17 protein-coding genes, 1 tRNA gene and 1 rRNA gene are annotated in these 23159 nt (G+C 46.4%); 10 read left to right on the top strand and 9 right to left on the bottom strand.

The genetic code is table 11. The features are described from left to right. Positions 1–6 precede the first annotated feature (6 nt). From H8S65_RS05685 to mutA, 3 genes are all read right to left on the bottom strand, one after another. Positions 7–1419 carry a S41 family peptidase gene (locus tag H8S65_RS05685; protein WP_186929047.1) on the bottom strand — a complete coding sequence of 471 codons (1413 nt, stop codon included), beginning with the start codon at positions 1417–1419 and terminating at the stop codon, positions 7–9. Positions 1420–2514: 1095 nt separating this feature from the next. Further along, positions 2515–4662: a methylmalonyl-CoA mutase gene (gene scpA / locus H8S65_RS05680; RefSeq protein WP_008151473.1), complete on the bottom strand. Its 2148-nt coding sequence runs from the start codon at positions 4660–4662 to the stop codon at positions 2515–2517. A gap of 12 nt (positions 4663–4674) precedes the next feature. Beyond that, entirely contained in the window at positions 4675–6540 is a 1866-nt protein-coding gene (gene mutA / locus H8S65_RS05675; RefSeq protein ID WP_186929046.1) for a methylmalonyl-CoA mutase small subunit, read from the bottom strand. A gap of 262 nt (positions 6541–6802) precedes the next feature. On the opposite strand from mutA, the gene H8S65_RS05670 reads away from it, so the two are divergent. Both H8S65_RS05670 and H8S65_RS05665 read left to right on the top strand, forming a co-directional pair. Continuing rightward, a tRNA-Glu gene (locus tag H8S65_RS05670) sits at positions 6803–6875 on the top strand. A 166-nt stretch (positions 6876–7041) separates the two neighbouring features. Continuing rightward, entirely contained in the window at positions 7042–7257 is a 216-nt protein-coding gene (locus H8S65_RS05665; protein WP_186929045.1) for a winged helix-turn-helix domain-containing protein, read from the top strand. Between the two features lie 73 nt (positions 7258–7330). On the opposite strand, the gene H8S65_RS05660 is transcribed toward H8S65_RS05665, so the two are convergent. The 3 genes from H8S65_RS05660 to H8S65_RS05650 all read right to left on the bottom strand — a co-directional run bounded on the left by H8S65_RS05660 (position 7331) and on the right by H8S65_RS05650 (position 13849). After that, on the bottom strand, positions 7331–8542 hold the full coding sequence (locus H8S65_RS05660) for an alkaline phosphatase family protein (protein WP_186929044.1): 1212 nt from the start codon (positions 8540–8542) through the stop codon (positions 7331–7333). Between the two features lie 6 nt (positions 8543–8548). Next, positions 8549–11731: a TonB-dependent receptor gene (locus tag H8S65_RS05655; RefSeq protein ID WP_186929043.1), complete on the bottom strand. Its 3183-nt coding sequence runs from the start codon at positions 11729–11731 to the stop codon at positions 8549–8551. 114 nt (positions 11732–11845) lie between these two features. Beyond that, the gene (locus H8S65_RS05650) at positions 11846–13849 is read right to left on the bottom strand and encodes a tetratricopeptide repeat protein (RefSeq protein WP_186929042.1); all 2004 of its coding nucleotides are present in this window, start codon (positions 13847–13849) and stop codon (positions 11846–11848) included. A gap of 134 nt (positions 13850–13983) precedes the next feature. Here H8S65_RS05650 and H8S65_RS05645 point away from each other — a divergent pair, with 134 nt between their 5' ends. Beyond that, positions 13984–14859: an SPFH domain-containing protein gene (locus H8S65_RS05645; RefSeq protein WP_186929041.1), complete on the top strand. Its 876-nt coding sequence runs from the start codon at positions 13984–13986 to the stop codon at positions 14857–14859. 21 nt (positions 14860–14880) lie between these two features. After that, complete coding sequence (locus H8S65_RS05640; protein WP_186929040.1) at positions 14881–15087, top strand: type II toxin-antitoxin system antitoxin; 207 nt, start codon at positions 14881–14883, stop codon at positions 15085–15087. Positions 15088–15189: 102 nt separating this feature from the next. Here the strand turns inward: H8S65_RS05640 and H8S65_RS05635 are convergent, their stop codons facing one another. Beyond that, positions 15190–16215, bottom strand: coding sequence for an HU domain-containing protein (locus H8S65_RS05635; protein ID WP_186929039.1), 1026 nt, complete (start codon positions 16213–16215; stop codon positions 15190–15192). Between the two features lie 293 nt (positions 16216–16508). Here H8S65_RS05635 and cbiB point away from each other — a divergent pair, with 293 nt between their 5' ends. Genes cbiB through cobC form a run of 6 tightly spaced genes read left to right on the top strand, consistent with a single transcriptional unit; the run spans position 16509 to position 21004 of the window. Then, entirely contained in the window at positions 16509–17462 is a 954-nt protein-coding gene (cbiB, locus tag H8S65_RS05630; RefSeq protein ID WP_186929038.1) for an adenosylcobinamide-phosphate synthase CbiB, read from the top strand. 15 nt (positions 17463–17477) lie between these two features. Next, positions 17478–18083, top strand: coding sequence for a S4 domain-containing protein (locus H8S65_RS05625; RefSeq protein ID WP_186929037.1), 606 nt, complete (start codon positions 17478–17480; stop codon positions 18081–18083). Between the two features lie 4 nt (positions 18084–18087). Next, a complete protein-coding gene (locus tag H8S65_RS05620) occupies positions 18088–18603 on the top strand; it encodes a bifunctional adenosylcobinamide kinase/adenosylcobinamide-phosphate guanylyltransferase (protein WP_186929036.1) in 516 nt (171 codons plus the stop codon). 15 nt (positions 18604–18618) lie between these two features. After that, positions 18619–19656, top strand: a complete 1038-nt coding sequence (gene cobT / locus H8S65_RS05615) for a nicotinate-nucleotide--dimethylbenzimidazole phosphoribosyltransferase (protein WP_186929035.1) — start codon at positions 18619–18621, stop codon at positions 19654–19656. 49 nt (positions 19657–19705) lie between these two features. Next, entirely contained in the window at positions 19706–20458 is a 753-nt protein-coding gene (locus tag H8S65_RS05610; protein ID WP_186929034.1) for an adenosylcobinamide-GDP ribazoletransferase, read from the top strand. A gap of 12 nt (positions 20459–20470) precedes the next feature. Beyond that, positions 20471–21004 (top strand): alpha-ribazole phosphatase, encoded by a 534-nt coding sequence (cobC, locus tag H8S65_RS05605; RefSeq protein ID WP_186929033.1) that lies wholly within the window; start codon positions 20471–20473, stop codon positions 21002–21004. A 972-nt stretch (positions 21005–21976) separates the two neighbouring features. On the opposite strand, the gene H8S65_RS05600 is transcribed toward cobC, so the two are convergent. Both H8S65_RS05600 and rrf read right to left on the bottom strand, forming a co-directional pair. After that, complete coding sequence (locus tag H8S65_RS05600; protein ID WP_186929032.1) at positions 21977–22168, bottom strand: hypothetical protein; 192 nt, start codon at positions 22166–22168, stop codon at positions 21977–21979. 877 nt (positions 22169–23045) lie between these two features. Further along, positions 23046–23156, bottom strand: a 5S ribosomal RNA gene (gene rrf, locus H8S65_RS05595). Between the last annotated feature and the right edge of the window lie 3 nt (positions 23157–23159).

Raw genomic sequence — 23159 nt, 5'->3', positions numbered from 1 at the left:
GAGGTCTTATCTTTCAGATTCGAAGATAAGGCCTTTTATTTTCCTTCTCTCGAAAGACGACGGAGCGAGCAAGACACGACCTTCGCTTTCCGCACGCTCCGGCTGGCTCTTCAATCCGGTTATCCGCGAGAGTGCTTCGTTAAGCAGCATCTCGTTCATATCTCCGAAAGGCAATAATTCATTTCCTACAACAAGTTCTTTTATCTTCACGTCCGGTTCAAAACCGTTTGCATAGTCGGCCTTGTGATCGGCATTATAAATGCGCAATGTAATCGGATGCAACAGCCAGCCATATTCCTCCTTAGTCCCGAAAGTATTGCTGCCAACCCGCTTGCCAACCGTTTTTTCACCGATAATCGTGATATTACTACGGGTAAGGTAAGGGATCAGGCAGTTGATCACGGCCTCCGAAGCAGATGCGGTCACACTTCCGGTCAGCACGTAAATGCGTTTCAAGTCCAGGTTGGCATTCCCTAATTCGGCATTCTTTTTCAACAGCAGTGTTTCATTGCTTTTAGATTGCTTTTCGTTATGCTCCATGATGCAAAATGTTTTTCCCAAAGCATCGGCCGGAGCTAAAAGAGAGGTCATAAGCTGTGCACACGTAACCAAACCTCCCTGGTTATATCGCAAATCCAATACAAATTCGCTCACATTTTCAGTCTTAAACCCGGCAAAGACTTGTTTCATACGGTCGTCATAAGCTGTACTTTCATCGTCCGGACCGGAAGAAAAACTGTTATAAACCAGATAACCGATCTTCTTGCCATTGATCGTATAAACAGAATCTTTCAGGAAAGGTGTGTCTTCCACTGCGCGGGAAGCTGCAATCGAAATAGTTTTTCTATTATGGAAAGTGACCTCATAATTTTTCCTTACCGCATCAGCCAATAAAAAAGTGGTCTCACTTCCACTATAAAAAGCAGACGTGTTTGTCACGTTCGGAGTCTCACTGCCGACAGCGATAATCCAGTCGCCACGTTTCAGTCCGGCCTCGGCAGCAGGAGAGCCGGGCAATACATATAAAACCCAGGCATAATAAAAGCTGCCGTCTTTATATGATGCAAACTCAAAACCATACGAATCGGCAGCCGTAACAGACTTCGTCTCCTCTTTCTTTTTCTCTATCCGGGAGAAAGTGAGCCATCTGTCTTCGTACTTTACACCATCCTGGTCAGACAACAATGATTCGAAGAACTTGTCAGGAGATTGTGAGAAGTTCAAGTTTCCTTTGTCGGGCACATCCTCGTTCCATAAATAGTGATTTGTCATGACCTTATAGATCCAATCATTCGTACCCTCGTCGGAGAGATCCGGAACCTTATCATCCGTCGTACAAGACGGTACAAATAAAAGGACAGCCAGCAATCCCATGAGGACGGCAAATGCCTTTTTCTCTAAAACAAACTTCTGTTTCATTGTTATATCCAAACTATTTAAGCCACAAAAATACACAAACTCAACAATTACGGCCTCATGAATCACCATATAAATCACAAAAAGAGAGCAACCAAGACCAATCAAAGCAGAAAAAACATTCACATTCTTGACTATTATTTTCATTTTTTCTCATTTTTCTTTGTTTATTGGAAACTAAGGGAATCCATGCCTAAAATATAGGTTCAGTTTTTCTTAGATTATCCTCTAAATACCCCCTGGTTATTTTATTTAATTAGGGTTCACACTATTCGGGGGACTCTGTAGATCAGCAAGTTGCCGTGAACCCTGTGAATGCAAGATAAAAAAAGATGGGATCGATCGATAGGATTGGATGATCGTAAACAGGTTTCACAGCCTTCACAACAAATCGCTGCCCATTAGCCTTTTACCGCCGTGAACCCTGTTTTCTGTTTTTGTCATATAAGTGATCTGATTGGTTCCTGTCCCATAAAATATAGGTTATAGGCTAAAAAATACAGCCTTTAGCCTGTCCGGGAAAAGCCTATAGGGTAGCAGGAAAAAGGTAGGCATCTATCCGGCAACCGATACCGACCTTTTCGGGAAGCGACAGGCATCTATAGGAACAACTTCACATACGAGGTTTGAGTCTGATAGACGCAGATTAAAATAAATAAACAGGATTTTTTGACGCGGATTTCGCGGATAACGCGAATTAAACACCTGATACATATTTCTTATCCGCGTTATTCGCGAAATCCGCGTCAAAATTATATTTGCGTCTATCAGACTCATATCTTGGCAGATTTGAATCAGAAATGATGATTTACCGGTGTATAATATGGAGGCGTGCCGTAGGCTCTCTTTTGCCGTCTGCTGAAGCAGACGGATAGATGATTGATACAATAGATGAAAGGGACTGAAGTCCACAGAGGAAGAGGCTTTGCCTCTGAATCTTTTAAACCGTCTGCTGAAGCAGACGGCAAAAGAGAACCTGCGGAAGCAGAGCAAAAGAGAACCTGCGGAACAAGGCGGAAGCTGCACACTCAACATACAAAAAAAACCAGGCAACATAAATTGCCTGGCTCTTTTATCTGATGGAAAGATCCTTTCCTATTATTCGCCTAACAGTATTTCCAGAATCTGGACAGCGGCTTTCGCTACGGAAGTTCCAGGACCGAAGATGGCGGCAACACCAGCTTTGTACAGGAAGTCATAATCCTGTGCAGGGATAACGCCACCGGCGATCACAATGATATCTTCACGTCCTAACTTCTTCAGTTCTTCGATAACCTGCGGAACCAAAGTCTTGTGTCCGGCAGCCAAAGAAGAAACACCCATTACGTGAACGTCGTTTTCTACAGCTTGGCGGGCAGCTTCGGCCGGAGTCTGGAACAACGGTCCCATATCCACGTCGAAACCACAGTCAGCATAACCTGTAGCTACAACTTTAGCACCACGGTCGTGTCCGTCCTGACCCATCTTAGCGATCATGATACGCGGCTGGCGACCTTCTTTCTTTGCAAACTCGGCAGTCAGCTCACAAGCCTTCTGGAAGTCTGCATCTTTCTTTGTTTCTGATGAATACACGCCTGATATAGTTCTGATGATTGCTTTATAACGACCTACTACAACTTCGCAGGCATCGGAGATTTCTCCCAGTGATGCACGCAAGCCGGCAGCTTTGACAGCCAGTTCCAGCAAGTTGCCTTTCTTCGTACGAACGCATTCCGTGATGTCGGCCAACGCTTTCTGTACGGCCTCTTCGTCACGGTTAGCACGCAACTCTTTCAACAACTCGATCTGCTCGTTACGAACGGCTGTATTATCGATTTCAAGGATATCGATCGGATCTTCCTTCGGCAGACGGTATTTGTTAACACCTACGATTGTCTGGATGCCGGAGTCGATACGAGCCTGCGTACGGGCAGCAGCTTCTTCGATACGCATCTTAGGCAGACCGGTTTCGATAGCTTTCGCCATACCGCCCATGCTTTCGATTTCCTGGATCAAAGCCCAACCTTTATGAACCAGTTCGTTTGTCAAAGATTCTACATAGTAAGAACCGGCCCACGGGTCGATTTCCTTACAGATCTTCGTTTCTTCCTGGATATAAATCTGAGTGTTACGGGCGATACGTGCAGAGAAGTCTGTCGGCAATGCGATAGCTTCGTCCAACGCGTTCGTATGCAGAGACTGTGTGTGACCCAGAGCGGCAGCCATAGCCTCGATACAAGTACGGCCTACGTTGTTGAACGGATCCTGTTCGGTCAGTGACCAACCTGAAGTCTGGCAGTGAGTACGCAGCGCTAAAGATTTCGGATTCTTGGCACCGAAACTCTTCACGATCTTAGCCCACAACATACGTGCGGCACGCATCTTGGCGATTTCCATGAAGTGGTTGACACCGATCGCCCAGAAGAAAGACAGACGCGGAGCGAAAGCATCGATATCGATACCTGCGTTCACACCGGCACGAAGATATTCAAGACCGTCGCAAAGCGTATAAGCCATTTCGATATCGGCTGTCGCACCTGCTTCCTGCATGTGGTAGCCGGAGATGGAGATGGAGTTGAACTTCGGCATCTTCTGAGAAGTATATTCGAAGATATCGGCGATGATACGCATGGAGAATTCGGGCGGGTAGATATAGGTATTACGCACCATGAACTCTTTCAGGATATCGTTCTGGATCGTACCGGCCATTTCTTCCAACTTAGCGCCTTGTTCCAAACCGGCATTGATATAGAATGCCAATACGGGAAGAACACCACCGTTCATTGTCATGGAAACAGACATCTTGTTCAAAGGAATACCTGCAAACAAAACTTTCATGTTTTCCAGCGAACAGATAGATACACCGGCTTTACCGACGTCACCTACCACACGTTCGTTGTCGGCATCGTAACCACGGTGTGTCGGAAGGTCGAAAGCGACAGACAAACCTTTCTGGCCGGAAGCCAGGTTACGGCGATAGAATGCGTTGGACTCTTCGGCAGTAGAGAAACCTGCATACTGGCGGATCGTCCAGGGACGCATAGCGTACATACCGCTATACGGACCACGCAGATAAGGAGGCAGACCGGAAGCATAGTTCAGGTGTTCCATACCTTCCAGGTCTTCTTTAGTATATACGGGTTTCACCTCGATGTGCTCAGGTGTTTTCCAATTGGCTTCGATGCCATTGGCTTTTGCCCATTCGGCAGCGTTAGTAGCTGCAAAACCGGCATTCTTTATATCTATGTTTTTAAAATTTGGTCTCATAATTGTTTCTACTTAAGCGATTCCTAATTTTACGTTGAAAGCTTTCAATGTTTCAAGCACGTTGCTCTTTACATTTACATATTGATCGATACCCACTGCTTTCAGGTCTTCCATGCAAGCAGGCATACCGGCTACAACAAATTCTGCTCTTCCGGCCAAAGCCTTGTAAGCAGCAGGAGCCAATTCTGCATATTCATCATCGCTTGAGCAAAGAACCACGATTTCAGCACCAGCCTCAACAGCGGCTTCCACACCCGCTTCAACCGTATCGAAACCTAAGTTATCAATTACCTTATATCCTGCACAAGCAAAGAAGTTGCTTGAGAACTGAGAACGGGCCAGACGCATAGCCAGGTTGCCGATCGTCAGCATGAATACTTTCGGAGTCTTGCCGCTCTTTTCCGTTGCCAGACGCAAAGCTTCAAATTCGGAAGCACCGCGAGAGAAGTCAAGAGCCGTAACAGCCGCTTCGCCACAATCGTGACCGCCGCCACAGCAGCAACCGGCAGCTTCGTTCTGGATCTTTTCGGCAGCCACTTCGTTGAAGTTCGGGAACTGGTTGGTTCCTAACAGGATTTCACGACGGGTAGCAACAGCTTTCTTACGAGCTTCATTGGATGCGTTAACAGCTTTCTGGATTTCACCGGAAGCGACTTCCGCACCAAAACCGCCTTTATCTTCCACTTCCAAGAACAACTTCCAGGCTACATCTGCCAGGGAGTTCGTCAAAACTTCCACATAATAAGAACCGGCAGAAGGATCGACAACCTTATCCAAATGACATTCTTCCTTCAACAGCAACTGCTGGTTGCGGGCAATACGTTCGGAGAAGTCGTCCGGAGTCTGATAGGTCTTATCGAACGGACGGACAGTGATCGAATCGACACCGGCAAGAGCGGCAGACATAGCTTCCGTCTGTGAACGCAACAAGTTTACGTGAGCATCATAAACAGTCATGTTCCATTCCGAAGTCTGTGCATGAACATGCATTTTGCAAGCACACTGGCAAGCAGGATTGTAAGCAGCAACGATTTCAGCCCACAACCAACGAGCAGCACGGAACTTGGCGATTTCCATGAAGTAGTTGGAACTGATACCGAAATTGAATTTGATTTTCTTGGCGACTTCCGTAGCATCGAGTCCGGCTTCGGTCAGTTTAGCCAACAGTTCGTTCCCCCAAGCCAATGCATATCCTAACTCCTGAGAGATATAAGCGCCAGCATTGTTGAAGTAGAAGGCATTCACAGCCAATACTTTGTAACCCGGCAGAGCAGCACCCGCTTTGAGCACAGCGGCGGCAGCTTCCACCCAGTTTTCATTTTCCTTACCTTTTACCAATGGTTTCTTGAACGGATCGTAGTTTACAGAACCTTTGCATTTTTCCAGGTCTACGCCTCTGCCTTTGAAGTAGTCGGCAAGGATACCGATCAGCATTTCAGCCTTGCAGTTGCAAGTATTGAAATTCAGTTCTACACTTCCAGGACAAATTCCGTCGAGCAAGGTAGCGATGTTTTCGGCGTTTACGTCGCTTCCTTTGATAATAAAGCCAAGAGAAGTAACACCTTTGTTCAGGATGTCAAGAGCTTTTTCATTAGCACCTTTGAAACAGGTAACTTCGATGTTCTGGCGTACCTTCCAATCGTTGTCCTTCTTTGTTCCGCGAACGTAAGGAAATTCACCGGGAAGAGACTCGGTAGTCTTCAAACCTTCGATGTCTTCTGCACGATAGAAAGGATTCACATTAAATCCTTCGCCTGTCTTCCAAACAAGCTTTTTCTCAAACGGAACCCCTTTCAGGTCGGCCGTAATCTTCGCCATCCACTCTTCAGTAGACACGGGTGCGAATTCTGAGAAAAGTTTTTCTTTTAATTCTGCCATAATATTAGTTATTTTAATACTGGTATTAGTAATTGTTCAATAGTATATTGTTCAATAACAGAAGGCAAAGGTAGAATAAATAAACTTGAACGCAAATGAAATACAAACGAATTTGATGCCTCTTTTAACGCCTTTTAGGGGAGAAACGAAGAAATCCGTATCAAAATGACAGGGGATAAACATTTTCTTCAAAAAAATTCCCCCAAATGATACACCGGAATAAAATATTTACTAATTTCGCAACGTCAAACAAGGACTATCCGGTGCATTCGTCTAGTGGTCCAGGACGCCGCCCTCTCACGGCGGAAACTCGGGTTCGACCCCCGGACGCACTACTGAAAGCTCGCAGAATTCTGCGAGCTTTTCTTTTTACTATCCATTTAATTCAAAAACCTCTTATGAGAGTTTAAAACTCTATAAAAATCATGTTGCTTACAAATCTTTTGCCACCTTCATGTTGTTTATATTTTACATAACATATAACATAAAATGGAGTTTATCATGAATAAAGGGACTATCGGATTAAATGCCGGAGCAATCTGCAATTTATTGTTAGATGGTGGGTGTTGGAGTTTTGAGGAGTTGAAAAAGGCAACCGCTTTAACGGAAGCTGATCTGTGGTCGGCGATCGGATGGCTGGCAAGGGAAAACAAAATCGAAATAAAAAGTGCCAGTAGCCAATTGGCGTTCTCTCCGGGAATGAATTGCTATTTCTAAACGGTTAGGATGTTTGCAGTATCTGCCGCCCTCTTCCGGACGGCAGATACTACGACATCAGGAATAAATCCCTTTATTCCGGTTTTCTGAACAATGTTGAAACGACCGCACTATCCCCGTCATTGGGAGCCGGCTGCAAATCCAGCAAGCGGGCAATTATCAGATATAAATTGACATTCGCCATAACCGGCAGTTCCGCATTCTGCTTGAAGGAAGGCCCTGCCGCATAGAAGATAGCCTCCATCTCCGGGGCAAAATTATCATATCCATGTGTAGCCGCAAATATAGGACGCGACTCGGGACGGAATTGCAGATACGTCCCGATATCCGGTAATACGAACAAATCACCTATACGCGGGTTCTGCCCATACACGAACTTTTCCGGAATCTCGTTCTTTTTCCAAGCCGTTACATGAGGTACGCGCTTCAGGATTGCATAAGCACTATCCGTATAAGTCGGTTTCGGATAAAGCAAAGTCGGCACTCCGTCGAAGACATAATCGAAACTGTCACGAGGCAGATAGTCATTCAGGTTCACATAATTCTCCGGATAATAAGTCGCCATGCCATGATCGGACAGGACGATAAAGTCGATCTGGTCAAAAATATCCAGTTTACGGGCTTTAGCAAAGAAGTCGCCTAATATACGGTCCAAATGTTCAACCATTGAAAGTGTTGCAGCCGAATCGGGGGTTGCCCTATGCCCGATCCCGTCCGGTTCTTCCATATACCACATGATCAGATGCGGACGAACTTTCTCAGGCAGTTGCAACCAGGCGATCACCGAATCCGCCCGGTCCGAAAAAGGTACATTCTTATCGAACGGTTTCCAGATGGAAGGCTGGCGTCCCTGTATCGGATATTCGCTACCGACCCAATAGAAGGAGGCGGTTCGGACACCCTGCCTTTCCGCCGTGTTCCAGATCGGTTCTCCACCGAAAAAGGCAGGATTCGGATTCCCCATCATATAGACGCTATCCAGATCGGGAGCATAAAAGAAATTGTTCACCAATCCGTGATGATCCGGATGCAAACCAGTCGCCATACTGTAATGGTTCGGAAAAGTCACACTCGGGAAACTGGGACGAAAAGCCGCCTTCACACCAACGCGAGCCAATGAATCGAGCGTCGGTGTATGGGCATGCGACGGGTAATCCGAACGAAAACCATCCATAGACAGGACTACGACGTAATGTTCCTTCTTCGAATGAGCCCTACATCCGGCTATCGATAAACAGATTATCGAAAAGAGGCTTACTAATATGAATGTCTGGAATCTGTACATGCAGGCTTAGAAAATATATTTAAAACCAATCTGGGCATGCCAACGGGACAAGATATCATTCTTGGTGATCGTGTTTCTCGAATTATAAGCATACGTGTTTGTATAGTTGCCATCTTCACCCTTCTTATTCCCGATCACCTGCAAAGGCATTACGTTGTAGGCAGCGGTGTAAGTGGCTCCCCATTTCTTATTCAACATATTGGCAAAGTTCGTAACGTCGAATGTCACCTGGAATTTGCTACCGCGGTCTTTCAGTACGAAAATATCCTGTGCCACATGCAGATCGACCTGGTTTTCCCACGGGGCCGAATTGGAGTTGCGCATGGCATATTGTCCGCGATGTTTCTTTGCATAGCTGTCACCTTCGATCCATTCGTTAAACATCCGACGGTCTTCTTCCGTTTTGAAGTCCATCTTCTGCAATTCGTCTTCAGTCGGGATATAAAGCAAAGAGTTTCCACCCCAGCCGTCACCGTTGTAGTCGATATAGACCGTTTTCTCTTTCTCTGCATCGTAGTAAGATTCGTTCATCGTCAGACTGTAACGTTGTCCCACGTATCCGTTATAGATAAGAGAGACGGTAGTCGCCATGAGGCCTTTGGCATAGCGGGGAGTCCTATAGCCGACGGAAACCATCACGCGGTGAGGAATATCGAACATGGAATAAGCCAGGCCGGGACTGTTGGAATCTACCGCATAATTATATTTCCAGTTGGAATAAGCCACAGAAGAGGTTCCGTCATACACCGATTTGGAATGCCCGAACGTATAAGACGCAGCCAAATCCAAACCGAAATGGAAACTCTTTTCAAACAAAGCAGACAGTGAATAGGTATATCCCATATTCGTATTTTTCAGATTGGTAATACTGAAATACTTCTTGTCTACGGAGTAGTAAGGGGTGGCGGAAGTTTCCACACCCGGAACGGCATATACTTTGGCATTGCTCGATAATGCAAGGTTCTCGAAATATACGTTATTGAATGTTTTGGAATAAAGCCCTTCCAAAGTCATCTTCACATCACCGGGCAAGACACGTTCCAATGCTAAGTTCACACGGAAAACCTGCGGATATTTAAAATCTTTGGACACCGTCACGACATCGGGAGTCGCAGGACTTCCCTTCTGGGAATTCATAGCACCGATCGGATCATCCGCATATTGCCCCAGCGAAGGGGCGGAAGTCGAGCCGGAAGCAAAGATAGTCGTACCTTTCTGCTCAATCCCTGTATTATTGTAAGCATTGGATAGCCATACAAAAGGAACGCGTCCCGTAAACAACCCTAATCCACCACGAATCAAGGTTGTCCGGCTGTCATCCGTATACCAGCGGAATCCCAGACGGGGAGAAACCATCACTTTGGCGCCGGGCATTTCGCCTACTCTTTCCTTTATATTTTTGCTTGCGGCATATTCATTGAACTCATTATTGACAGTCGGATCATTAAACAACAAAGGGATATCGAAACGCAAACCGTAAGTCAGCGAGAAATTATCGGCAACATCCCATTTGTCCTGTGCGTAGAACCCGAACTGACCGGCTTTAATGATAGGCGTATAGCGATAGTTACCGCCCGTCACATCGGGGTCCGTGTACTTGAATACATACTTGGAGGGGCTGTCGTTCAGGAATGCTTCCATCGAACCGAACTCCCATGAACCGGTAACCGCCTGGATAAACAGGTTCTTCATCCGGAATATTTCATTATGCGTACCGAAAGTAAAGGTATGATTTCCCTTATACCAGGAAAGATTGTCTTCAAATGTATAAATATCCTGATCCAGGGCGTTTGCACCGGAAGAATACTCCGTACCGATATTGACCGTCGTATTGTTCGTCCCGCTGTTATCGCTACCGTTAATCTTCACGTTCGGTCCCTGATAAGCCACCTGACGCTCATCCCGGACTGTCGTAACGCCTGCACGGAACTCGTTATACAAGACATCGCTCAAATGCGAGTTCCACTCGGCCACAAACGAGTTCGTCTTATTTTTCATCCGGTAACCGCTTCCGTTAAAAAAGTAGGTCGTGCTCGACGGGCTGAAAATATCATCGTATGAGTTATTATACTGATAACGGAAAGCCAGTTTATTGTTCCGGTCGATATTCCAGTCGATACGTCCTAAGAAATTAAAGGCTCTCTGATCTACATCGCGTGATCCGAAGCTCTCCCGGATTCCGGTATATTCTTCATACTTATCGGCTATTTTCTGCGCCATGTCGGTAGTAAAACCTTTCTCGTCATATCCGGCATAAAAACGGGACGGGTAAGACTCTTTGCGGTTTTCCGCATTGGCAAAGAAAAACAGCTTGTCTTTGATGATCGGACCGCTCAACGTTCCGCCAAAAGTTTTTGTAGACTGTTCCGTCAATTTATCCTTTATGTTATCTTTATAAGCATTATATTTTCCGTAGAGACCTTCATTTGTAAAATAGGAATAGACCGATGCATGATATGTGTTGTTTCCCTGTTTGGTAATAGCATTGATGCCACCTCCGGTAAAACCGCTCTGGCGGACATCGAAAGGAGCTACCACCACCTGGATTTCCTGGATAGCATCCATCGAAATCGGGTTGGCATTCGTCTGACCGCCGTTTGTACCCGACGGAGCCAGCCCGAAAACATCATTGCTCACCGTACCGTCGATCTGGAAACTGTTATAACGGTTATTGGAACCGGCAAACGTGATCCCCCCGTTTTTGGAGGTCATGGCCATCGGCATGTTCTTTACGACATCATATATATTGCGATCGACCGTCGGAGTCCCCTGTATCTTTCCTGTAGAAAAGTTTTCGGATGCACCGATATTCGCTTTTGCATCGGCCGTGACAACGACTTCGCCCAATTGTTCCGAGCTGGGATACAAGGTTGCATTCAGGGTATATGTATTACCCAGTTCCAGCCTGATATCCGTAAAGACCGCTTTTTTATAACCCACATAGGAAATCTCCACTTTATAGGGTCCTCCGGTACGCATCCCCTGGATCGTGTAACGGCCATCCACATTCGTAACCGCGCCATACATGGTTCCGGACGGTTCGTGTACCGCAACAACCGTAGCCCCTATCACATTCTCATTCTGATCGTCGATAATTTTTCCGCTCAGTGCAGAAGTTGTCACCTGAGCTTGCATGGAGAATCCTATGCATATTAAAAAAAATACGTAAAGCAAATAACTTTTTCTCATACAGAAATTTGTTTTTTAATGAATACCCTCTACCATATTTAATATTGAACCACAAAGATACAATCTTATAATCACGTTTTTATTACATTTCTGTATAAAATTAACGACAAGACATTAACTATGATTCCCGTTGCGGAGTTCGTCGGCAATGTCCTGATGCTGACGAGCGAGTTCCTCTTCGCCCGTATGCAGGAATGCTTCTGCAAGATATTCATGAGCTGCGGCATGCTTCGGTTTCAGGTCGACAGCTTTCATAAAGTCAGAAACGGCCTCGTCATAATACTTTAGTTGAAGATAAGATTTCCCACGGTTATAACGCGCTTTAAATGATTTCGGGTTCAGACGCACGGCTTCGTTCAGGCAGGTAACCGCCTGGAAGCCATCACCCAAATCAAGAAGCGTCACACCTTTACGCACCCAGGCATCCACAAATTCGGGATAAAGCCTGAGCGCTTTATCGAAAGAGCGGATAGCTGCATTCGGATCATGGGCTTTCGTTATGCACTCGTTCCCCATCAGATAATATTCGTGGGCATATTCTTTCTGGATCTCCCGCTGGGCATGTATCTCCTCCCTGAGTTTCTTGATCTGCGCCCGTTGAGTATTCATCGTTTGCAATTTCATACGGAGCAGCCGTTGTACCTCCGGCTTTTCCAGTTCGTTCCGCTTACTGACGGCAGCCGCAAAAGCCTCGACCGTGTCTTTCACATTGCCGGATTTAAAACTATGGGCGGCACGTGCATACAACAATTCCGCCTCACTTTCACACAAACTCTTTTCAATCAGCTGCCGGTCATTAAACATCTGGCTGAACTGGACAATTTCTTTCCGTACAAAAATGTCATGCGGAGAAATCCGGCTTTTCAGCACCAACCCTTCCAGAGACGTGCAACGACTTAGAGCGACATACGTCTGGCCGCCGGCAAACACGCCGCCTGTCAGATCCACCACGACACGGCTGAAAGTAAGCCCCTGGCTCTTATGCACGGTGATCGCCCAGGCAAGGCGGATCGGCAACTGCTCGAAAGTACCGACAATCTCCTCTTCGACCTTTTTCTCCTTTTCGTTATACTTATATTTATAGTTACGCCAGGAAGTCGGTTCGACTAAATATTCCCTTCCGTCCTCCAGCATGACGTAGACATTTCCATTCTCATCGATCCCCGACACCATACCGATCGTACCATTGACCCAACGGCGTTCATAATCATTATCGATAAAGATGACCTGGGCCTGCTCCTTGATGGACAGGTTCAATTGTGTCGGTAGCGACGATTCGGGAAAATCGCCTTCGATCTTGCCGTGAGAGACAAATTCTTCACCGGACAATTCCCCTAACTTCCGTTCATTGATAAAATCCACCTGGTCACGCCGGGTTGCAAGCGTGATGTACATATCCTCGTTTCGAGGTGTAAAATCAGGGAAATAGCGGGCATTCAAAGTGTCCAACTCCTGTTTCCGGGCGGCATTGTTACGGATGCGGTCCAAAATATTGATAAATACCGGATCTGTCTGCCGGTACACTTTCTGCAATTCGATCGGGACCAGATTTATATCCTTGAAGACACGAGCCGAAAAGAAAAACGGACTGGCATAGAAAAGACTTAATATTTCCTTCTGATCGGAAGGGACAACCGGCTCCAATTGGAAGACGTCGCCGACAAACAACAGCTGCTTGCCCCCGAACGGCAAACGCATATTGCCGGAAAAGACACGCAAGATCCGGTCGACACAATCGATGATATCCGCCCGCACCATCGAAATCTCGTCGATAATAATCAATTCCACTTCCGAAATCAGCTTCCGGTGTTCTTTCCTGTATTTGAAAAACTCGAAGATACGCCCGTTCTTCAGACTCAGGTCCGGATCATCGGGCAACATCGGACGGAAAGGTAACTTGAAAAACGAATGAAGCGTCACCCCTTCCGCATTAATCGCCGCTATCCCTGTCGGCGCCAATACGACATATTTCTTTTTCGTATGTGCGCAGATGTATTTCAGGAACGTGGATTTGCCCGTTCCGGCCTTCCCGGTCAGGAAGACGGACTGCCGCGTATGGGTGATCAGTTGCAGGGCATCCTGAAACTCCTTATTATCTGTATCTAACTGAAATTCCAATCGTGTAATTTTTGAATAGACAAAGCTATAGAATATTTTATATATCTGCTTATAAAAAGTTCATAATTTATTTGCAGGAGTCCGGAACTTTGTATTACTTTGTGATATCAAAATAATATCAAATAATAATCATTATGAATACACAAGAAAAGAGTTTCGAAGGCGTTAAGATATCCGGTTTTGCGGCTGTGCTCATTATCTTGATCTTAGCGGGAGCCGCTATATTTCTTCTCTCATTGCCAGAGACATGGAATATGGTTGCCGGTGTAGCATGCGGAATATGCGCATGTGCAATGATTCCCGGTTTTATGATTATCGAACCGAACAATTCCCGTGTGTTGACATTCTTCGGCAGATATGCAGGTACGGTTACTACGAACGGTTTCTATTGGATAAACCCGCTTTTCCAGAAAACGAAAGTGACGCTGCGAATCCTGAACCTGGATATCGAGCCTATCAAAGTGAATGACAAGGTCGGAAATCCGGTTATGATCGGCGCTGTTGTCGTATGGAGAGTTAAAGATACCTACAAAGCCACTTTCGACATTTCCGGAAATATCCGTGAATTTGTCAAGATACAAAGCGATGCAGCTTTACGACAAGTAGCCGGCATGTATGCTTATGACACGAATGAGACGAGCGATAAAGTCACTCTCCGTTCCGACGAAAGCGGCGAAGTTACCAAAAGATTGGAGTCAGAGCTAAACAGCCGGTTGGATATTGCCGGGATCGAAATAGTGGAAGCACGCATCAACTACCTGGCTTATGCATCTGAAATCGCCAGTGTGATGCTACGCCGCCAGCAGGCCGATGCAATCATCGCTGCACGCGAACGGATCGTGGAAGGAGCTGTCAGCATGGTTCATCTGGCATTGGAAAAGCTGGAGAAAGACGGTGTTGTCGAGTTGGACGAAGAACGGAAAGCCGCAATGGTCAGCAATCTGCTGGTAATCCTTTGCGCAGACGAGTCCGCGCAGCCCGTAGTCAATACAGGCACTTTATATCAGTAATTTAATACAGTAATACTAAATATGGCCAAAAAGGAAAATGGAAATGCAACCAAAAGTTTCATATTGCGTGTGGACGCAGAAATGATGGAAGCGATCGAAGCCTGGGCAGCCGATGAGTTTCGGAGCACAAACGGCCAGATACAATACATTTTGGATCAAGCCTTACGCAAGGCAGGCCGGCTCAAAAAGAAACGAAAACCAAAATCTGAAGAAGAAAATAAAGAGTAGAAAACAATAATAACGAAAACCTGTCCGGACGTTTTTTAAATATCCTTCGGTAGAAAACAACTTTTCATCCGAAGGATATTTCTTTTTATACGGTATAATAAATCAGCGGCTGATAAACAACCACGCGTCCTTATATTTCGGATTGGAACGGAGAGTCGCCATATAAGATTCCGCAGCTTCGCGATTATCGAATTTATCCGCATAGATACGATACTTCCCGTCGCGAACAACCTTGCTGACATGCTTGCATTCGTTACGGTCTACACCGGCAATAAATTCGTCCGCCTGCGATTCCGAGGGGAAACTGGCTATTACGATATGATACATTTTAGGCCGGACAGCTACAGGTTTGGAAACAACCGCCTTCTTTTCCGGAACCGGAGCAGGCGCAACTTTCTTCACTTCACGCGCAACGACCTCTTCCGATGCTGCCTGCTTCGTGTCCGCTTCCGCCACAATGCCGTCTGACGAAACCGTTTCAGAGAGAACCGGCTTCTGGACAACCATCCCGGTCGGAACAAAACTGGCTGTATAGGCATCCTGGTTGACATCTTTCACCGGAGTGGAAACCAGCAGGAACAACGCTATTGCGGCAGCCGAGGCCATAGCCGTACGAATAAGTTTGCGGCTGATCGGAATATAAAGAGTATCTCTCTTTTCTTTTTTGGATGCAAGAAGAGCCACTTCTTCCCGTTCCACCTGCAACGGCGCGAGAGCCGGGAAATGGAAAACGGGCAAGCCATACGAACTGACACTGAACAGGTCGGTTTCACCCGGATGGAAAATCATCTGCCCTTCTTCTCCTATGCTGAACGAGCCTAACACTCCCAACGACAGCTTTCCATATTGTTGCAGGGTGTTCTTTATATCCTCCACATCTTCTTCCAGCATCAGCTGTGCCTGACGATAGCTTACTGCATGCATCTGCATATACGATTCAGGCAAAAGCCCGTCGTTATGCTGCAGCGTCATATTGAAACCGATCTCTTTCCGCAAAGGGCGAAACGTGTGTTCCTCCATATGCTGCACGGCCGGAACAACCTGCAGGACAAAGCCTCCGAACTTCGGCACAATCACACAATCATGCACCAGAAGCAAACGTTCAATATGTGTTACAATTCTAAGCATACAACAAAGGTATGCATTTGCATGAATCTACAAAAGAAATTTCAAGACAAATTATAAAAAGTTCCTCCATTCGCCCGCTATCAAATCGTAAGCAAAAGACAACCTACACGGGTCATATTGAAACGTTAAAAAATATTATTCGCAATACTAATTCCAAATACATGCACTACTAATCCGATTTACATGGGGTAATAGTGACATTTTGATAAAAGCAACGTCCCCGAAAACATATCTTCAAGAAACGAACCGATCGATTCCATAACTGGAATTATATTTTTACCTTTGCCACTATTATGTATTATTGGTTTCATCAATCATTTTATATGGCAAAAGCCCTCCCGTTCATCAGTGGATGGCTGGCAGACCGCCTGTTGGGTGATCCTGAGGGATGGCCGCATCCGGTTGTGGGCTTCGGCAAAGTGATTTCATTAGGTGAAAAGACGCTGAACAAAGGGAATGACCGGGCTGTCAAAGGGGGCGTCATGGCACTCGTGTTGGTTGCCGGGACTTATTTGCTTTGCGAACGGATGCTGGTGCTTGCCGGGTACTTTGACCCGCTGTTCGCTTCGATCCTGGTCGGGATAGGCGTCTTTTACTGCCTGGCGGGGAAAACACTGGTCAAAGAAGTGAAAGCCGTTTTCGAAGCAGTGGACCGCAGCACGGAAGAAGGACGCAAACAGGTCGGACGGATCGTAGGCCGTGACACTTCCCGCCTATCCCCGCAAGAGATACGGGCCGCCGCTCTGGAAACGCTCGCGGAAAACCTGAGCGACGGGGTGATAGCTCCCATGTTCTGGTTTGCTCTGCTTGGGCTTCCCGGCATGATGGCTTATAAGATGGTGAACACGCTCGATTCGATGATCGGCTATAAAAACGAACGCTATTTCGAATTCGGGCAGATCGCTGCAAGGCTCGACGATCTTGCCAATTTTATTCCCGCCCGGTTGACTGCGTGGCTGATGCTGGCTGTCTCCGGCAACCTGAATAAAATGGATTTTGTAAAGCGTTTCGGCCCGGCTCATGCCAGCCCGAATTCAGGATACCCGGAATCCGCCCTCGCCGCTATATTGAATTGCCGTTTCGGGGGAACCCACGACTATTTCGGGAAGCCGGTGGAAAAGCCTTATATCGGGACTAACGAACGGACTTTCAACACAGAAGACATGTTAATTGCTATCAAAATAAATAGTAATGCCGAACTTGCTATGGGGCTTATTGTTTGTTTAATATCAATAATTATCCACTAAATAAATACGCACAGAATGGAAGTAAGATTAAATAAACTCATCAGTGATTCCGGCCTTTGTTCACGCAGGGAAGCGGACAAATTCATCGAAGAAGGACGTGTCACCGTAAACGGTAGCCTGCCTCATGTCGGACAGAAAGTAACCGAAGCCGATATCGTCATGTTGGATGACATACGGATTAAAGTAGGAAAGCATACGTCCGAACATGCTCCTGTCGCACGTGGCAAAGCCCAGGAACTGGTATTCGGCGATCAGGAGAATAAAGCAAAGAAAGAAAAGCCTCAGGCTGCAACGACTTCCGAAAAGAAAGCAGCCTCTCCGGCAACCGGCTCAAAAGGTCTGCGCTCCGGTAAATATGTAAAATACAATAAATATGCAGCCGCCCGTCATGCTGCACGCGACGGGGAAAGCACAAAAAAGGGAACAAAGGCAACCGGTATCGATAAAAATATGCTGAAGGAGGCGTTGCAACCGAAATTCGGCAAATCATTAGGACGGTCGGCCGTTGCACAGCGCTTGGCTTCTTCTCCGAAATCGGCTGCATTGCGCAAGACGAGCAAGAATAACCCGCTCAACAAGGCGAAACGCTCTGCAGCCCGCAATAAACCGAAAGGAGAATAAGGCGATGGCAGAAAAGCATATCGTTTTAGTGACAGGCGGTCAACGTTCCGGAAAAAGCGGATATGCGCAAAAGCTCGCTTTGTCACTGACGGCTAATCCGGTTTACCTGGCGACATCACGTGTTTGGGACGAGGAGTTCCGCAAGCGCGTGCTTCGCCACCAGGCCGACCGGGGACCGGAATGGACGAATATCGAGGAAGAGAAATACCTGAGCCGCCACGATCTGAATGGCCGTGTCGTCGTTATCGATTGTGTCACACTCTGGGGCACGAACTTCTTCTTCGACAATGAAGGCGATACGAATCGTTCCCTGACCGAGTTAAAAGATGAATTTAACAAATTTACAGAGCAGGATGCCTATCTGATCTTTGTCACAAACGAAATCGGGTTAGGCGGCGTTTCTCCCGATGCGGTACAACGCCGGTTCACAGACCTGCAAGGTTGGCTTAACCAATACATCGCATCCCGTGCCGACGAAGTTGTCCTCATGGTGAGCGGTATTCCCATGAAGGTAAAATAATAAAAACACTATACAATGATCTCTTTCAACATTCAAAAACCTGACATCGCTATTACCACAGCCCTGCAGGACAAAATAGATAATCTGACGAAACCCAAAGGATCACTGGGTACGCTTGAAGAAATTGCACTTCAAATCGGTCTGATCCAGCAAACATTATCCCCGGCACTTCATCATCCGGTTAACGTAATATACGCATCCGACCACGGGATCGCCGACGAAGGGGTCAGCAAATCGCCCAAAGAAGTAACACGCCAGGTGATACATAACTTCCTGAACGGGGGAGCAGGCGTCTGTTTCCTTTCCCGCCAGCACGGTTTCGAAATCAAGATTGTCGATGGTGGTGTAGATTTCGATTTCCCGGCTATTCCGCAACTGATCGACCGCAAGATCAGGAAAGGAACACGCAATTTCCTGTACGGAGCGGCCATGACACCGGAAGAGATGGAAAAGGCTGTCAGATATGGCGCCGACATTGTCACGGATTGCTACAACGAAGGGTGCAACGTGATCAGTTTCGGGGAAATGGGAATCGGGAACACCGCAGCTTCGAGCATGTGGATGACTTGCCTGACGGGAATTCCACTGATCGATTGCGTAGGGGCCGGAAGCGGATTGGACAACGAAGGAGTCAAACATAAATATAATGTCTTAAAAAAGGCACTCGATAACTACAAGGGAGATAACAGCCCGCTGGATGTAATCCGCTATTTCGGCGGCTACGAGATGGTGATGGCTGTGGGAGGCATGCTCCGTGCGGCCGAGTTGAAGATGGTTATTCTGGTGGATGGTTTTATTATGACGAACTGCGTACTGGCTGCTTCACGCCTGTATCCGGAAATGATTCCTTATTGCATATTCGGACACTGCGGGGACGAGGCCGGACACAAGCGCGTATTGGATATCTTACAAGCCAAGCCGCTGCTAAATCTCGGCTTACGCCTGGGTGAAGGTTCCGGTTCCGTATGCGCCTATCCGATTGTAGACTCGGCAGTCCGCATGATCAACGAGATGCACAGTTTCAAACAAGCCGCCGTTACCAAATACTTCTGACAAAAGTCTCAATTATTAATTCTTAATTTTTAATTATTAATTATTCATCATGCTCCGTATCCTTGCCGCCTTTATATTTTTCACCCGGCTACCATTCTGGCGACTGGCAGAAGTTCCTTCGGACTATTTTAAGAATGTAGTCAGCCGCTGGGCGTTAGTCGGTTGGCTCACAGCCGGACTTTCCGTGATTGTACTCTATGCCGCTTCACTGGTACTCCCGGCAAGTGTTGCCGTACTATTGGCAATCGTCACCCGCCTGCTGATAACCGGTTGCCTGCACGAAGACGGACTTGCCGATTTTTTCGACGGTTTCGGGGGAGGGACCTCGCGCGAACGCATTCTTTCCATTATGAAGGATTCACATATCGGAAGCTACGGGGTGATCGGGTTGATCCTCTATTTTGCGCTTCTGTATACGCTGTTGAGTAGCCTGCCGCTGGCTCTTGCCGGAAGTGCTATACTGGCAGGCGATCCTTTTTCCAAAGGAGTTGCCGGAATGATCATCAACCGCCTTCCCTATGCCCGCAAGGAAGAAGAGGCCAAAAACAAAACGGTCTACAGCCGGATGACAACAGGTGAATATACATTTTGTCTTTTCTCCGCTCTTATTCCGATATTTTGGTTACCGGAACCTATTTATTTTCTGGCTGGCCTACTGCCTGTCCTTGTCTTCTATTCTCTCACCTCTCTAATGAAAAAGAAAATACAAGGTTATACAGGTGACTGCTGCGGAGCAACATTTTTGCTTTGCGAACTGAGCTTCTATTTGGGAATAGCTGTTATTTATACAACAATCATATAAAACACATATCATATGGAAATTTATCTGGTCAGGCATACTTCCGTCGACGTTCCCGCCGGCTATGCATACGGACAAACCGACGTTCCCCTTCGCCATTCATTCGAGGATGAAGCCGAAGTCGTAAAAGAAACCTTATCCGCCCACACATTCGACAAGGTATGGAGCAGCCCGCTCACACGCTGCGTCCGCCTCGCAAACTATTGCGGTTACCCAAATGCAGAAAAGGAAGACCGTATTAAAGAAATCAGCTTTGGGGAATGGGAAATGAAATCCTGGGACGAACTCTCTTCCGATCCTCGATCAGAAGCCTGGTTCAACGATTGGATCAACGTTCCGGCTCCTTCGGGTGAATCCCTGCAAGATCAATATAATCGTGTCAGCCATTTCCTGGATGAGATAAGAAAAAGCGGCTTACAGAAAGTATGTCTCTTTGCGCATGGCGGCGTCTTAACCTGTGCCCGCGTCTATGCCGGAGAGTATGACTTGAAAGAAGCATTCAAAAACGTCCCTTCATACGGGACAGTTATCAAGTTAGAGTTGGATTAAGCTCCATACATTCGTAGTCCCAAAACCTCTAATTATCCTGAGCATTGCAAAAATTTTTCTAAAAACAAATATGTTCGAATTGGCTCTGAGTATATATTATAATAAAAGCGGGAGATAGATAATTCTATACTCCCGCCCCATCATAGTTATCGTTTTAGCCAAATCAATTGACTTTTAATGAGATTTCTATTCCCTTTAAATCTGTACGCCCCCTCTTACCCACCGCTTTATCGTTACAAACCATAGTCAGATCTTGGTTAACTGTCAGAAAAGAATTTTTCCTTTCTCTATGCTACAAAAGAAGACTAATTTATTGACATAAACAAATAAAATTCAATTTATTTGTTTTATTCTGGAATTTAAGGCCTTTAAACCATCCCAGCCCGTTCTAAAACGTAGCGTGTGTGCCCCATGAATGAATTTTGACACAACTCCTCCCTGAAAGAAATCCTTCTCAAAAGACTTACGTCTTTCTTGGTAAAACCGCCCATGTTCCAGAGAGACTGTCGACACTTTTTTTATGACCCCGCCTTACAGTTTCCGCACGTTCCGCATGATCCGCACTATACACTCCTTCACCGGTGAATTTAAAGCATAACAATATAAATATCTTATACTTACACCTTTTGACTACATTTATAATCGGTAACTTTGAATCGTCAAAGTCCGGAATAGTAAATCGACATAATAAGAAAAAAATAGCATTGCAATTTTGTGGTGTCAACTCCCAATTACAATGCTATGACCGAGACTTCCAAGTTAAAGATCTATCTGATGTGGTACTAAGTTAAAGAATTATTTTCAGATGGCCTAAACAAGACGCAGATAGGCCAGAGTTTAGGTCTCCACCGTCAGACAGTGTCCTAACCTCCAAGACGGCTTTCAATTTCATCAGCCGGATGCGCTTGGCCCACGATCTTCCCAAGGAAGTGAAACGAAGTGCCGGCCCTATGAGAAACAGCCTGAGACGGGCTATGTGAATACGCCCAATGCGACTTCGGCGAGCGATGGATCAGACTTGCGGTTTATGTCCAGCCGGCTTTTGGGTTCTTTGGAGGAGTGCCCCGTAAAATGGTCTATGACCAGGACAAGGTGTTTCCGGTCAATGAGGACCTTGGCGACCTGGTTCTTACCGGCGGCTTCCGCCCCTTGGTCCGTGAACATGGGTTCGATCCGGTGTTCTGCCGCAAGTCCGGCACCAAGAGCAAGGGCAAGATAGAGAACGTGGTCAAATATGTTCGAATTGGCTCTGATTATATGTTATAATAAAAGCGGGAGATAGATAATTCTATACTCCCGCCCCATCATAGTTATCGTTTTAGCCAAATCAATTGACTTTTAATGAGATTTCTATTTCCCTTAAATCTGTACGCCCCCTCTTACCCACCGCTTTATCGTTACAAACCATAGTCAGATTTTGGTTAACTGTCAGAAAAGAATTTTTCCTTTCTCTATGCTACAAAAGAAGACTAATTTATTGACATAAACAAATAAAATTCAATTTATTTTTTTTATTCTGGAATTTAAGGCCTTTAAACCATCCCAGCCCGTTCTAAAACGTAGCGTGTGTGCCCCATGAATGAATTTTGACACAACTCCAATCCCCTGAAAGAGATCCTTCTCAAAAGACTTCCGTCTTTCTCGGTAAAACCGCCCATGTTTCAAAGAAACCTGTCGACACTTTTTTTATGCCCTCCCTTACAGCTTCCGCATGATCCGCACTATACAAAACTAACAAGCCGGACGCTACCCCCATCCACATAGCCTACAACCCGACAAGCACCAACATCTTTACCTGCCTGCTTTCCGCATGCCATTCAACGGGACGACAGGATGATTTAAAAGCACAAACAGCTATATTGCACTGTTTTAGGCCTATTTTTCACCAGCGGAGGAGTGTATAGGGCGGAACATGCGGAAAGTGCGGAACGAGGATCCGGCAAAAAGGGTAATCCCACAGGAAAGGAGCTGCCTGTAAAATAGAAAAAGGGGCCAGCCTTGCGGCTAACCCCTCTTCTTTACCGAGCTTTCGCTCCCTCTAAAACGGCGGCTATCTACTCTCCCACTTTTACGCAGTACCATCGACGTGGTTGGGCTTAACTTCTCTGTTCGGAATGGGAAGAGGTGGATCCCCAACGCTATAACCACCTTAATT

The organism is Parabacteroides hominis (genome assembly GCF_014287585.1).
Taxonomy (GTDB): domain Bacteria; phylum Bacteroidota; class Bacteroidia; order Bacteroidales; family Tannerellaceae; genus Parabacteroides; species Parabacteroides hominis.
Note: the sequence above shows the minus strand (reverse complement) of the source record. Positions and strands in the feature narration are given on the sequence as shown.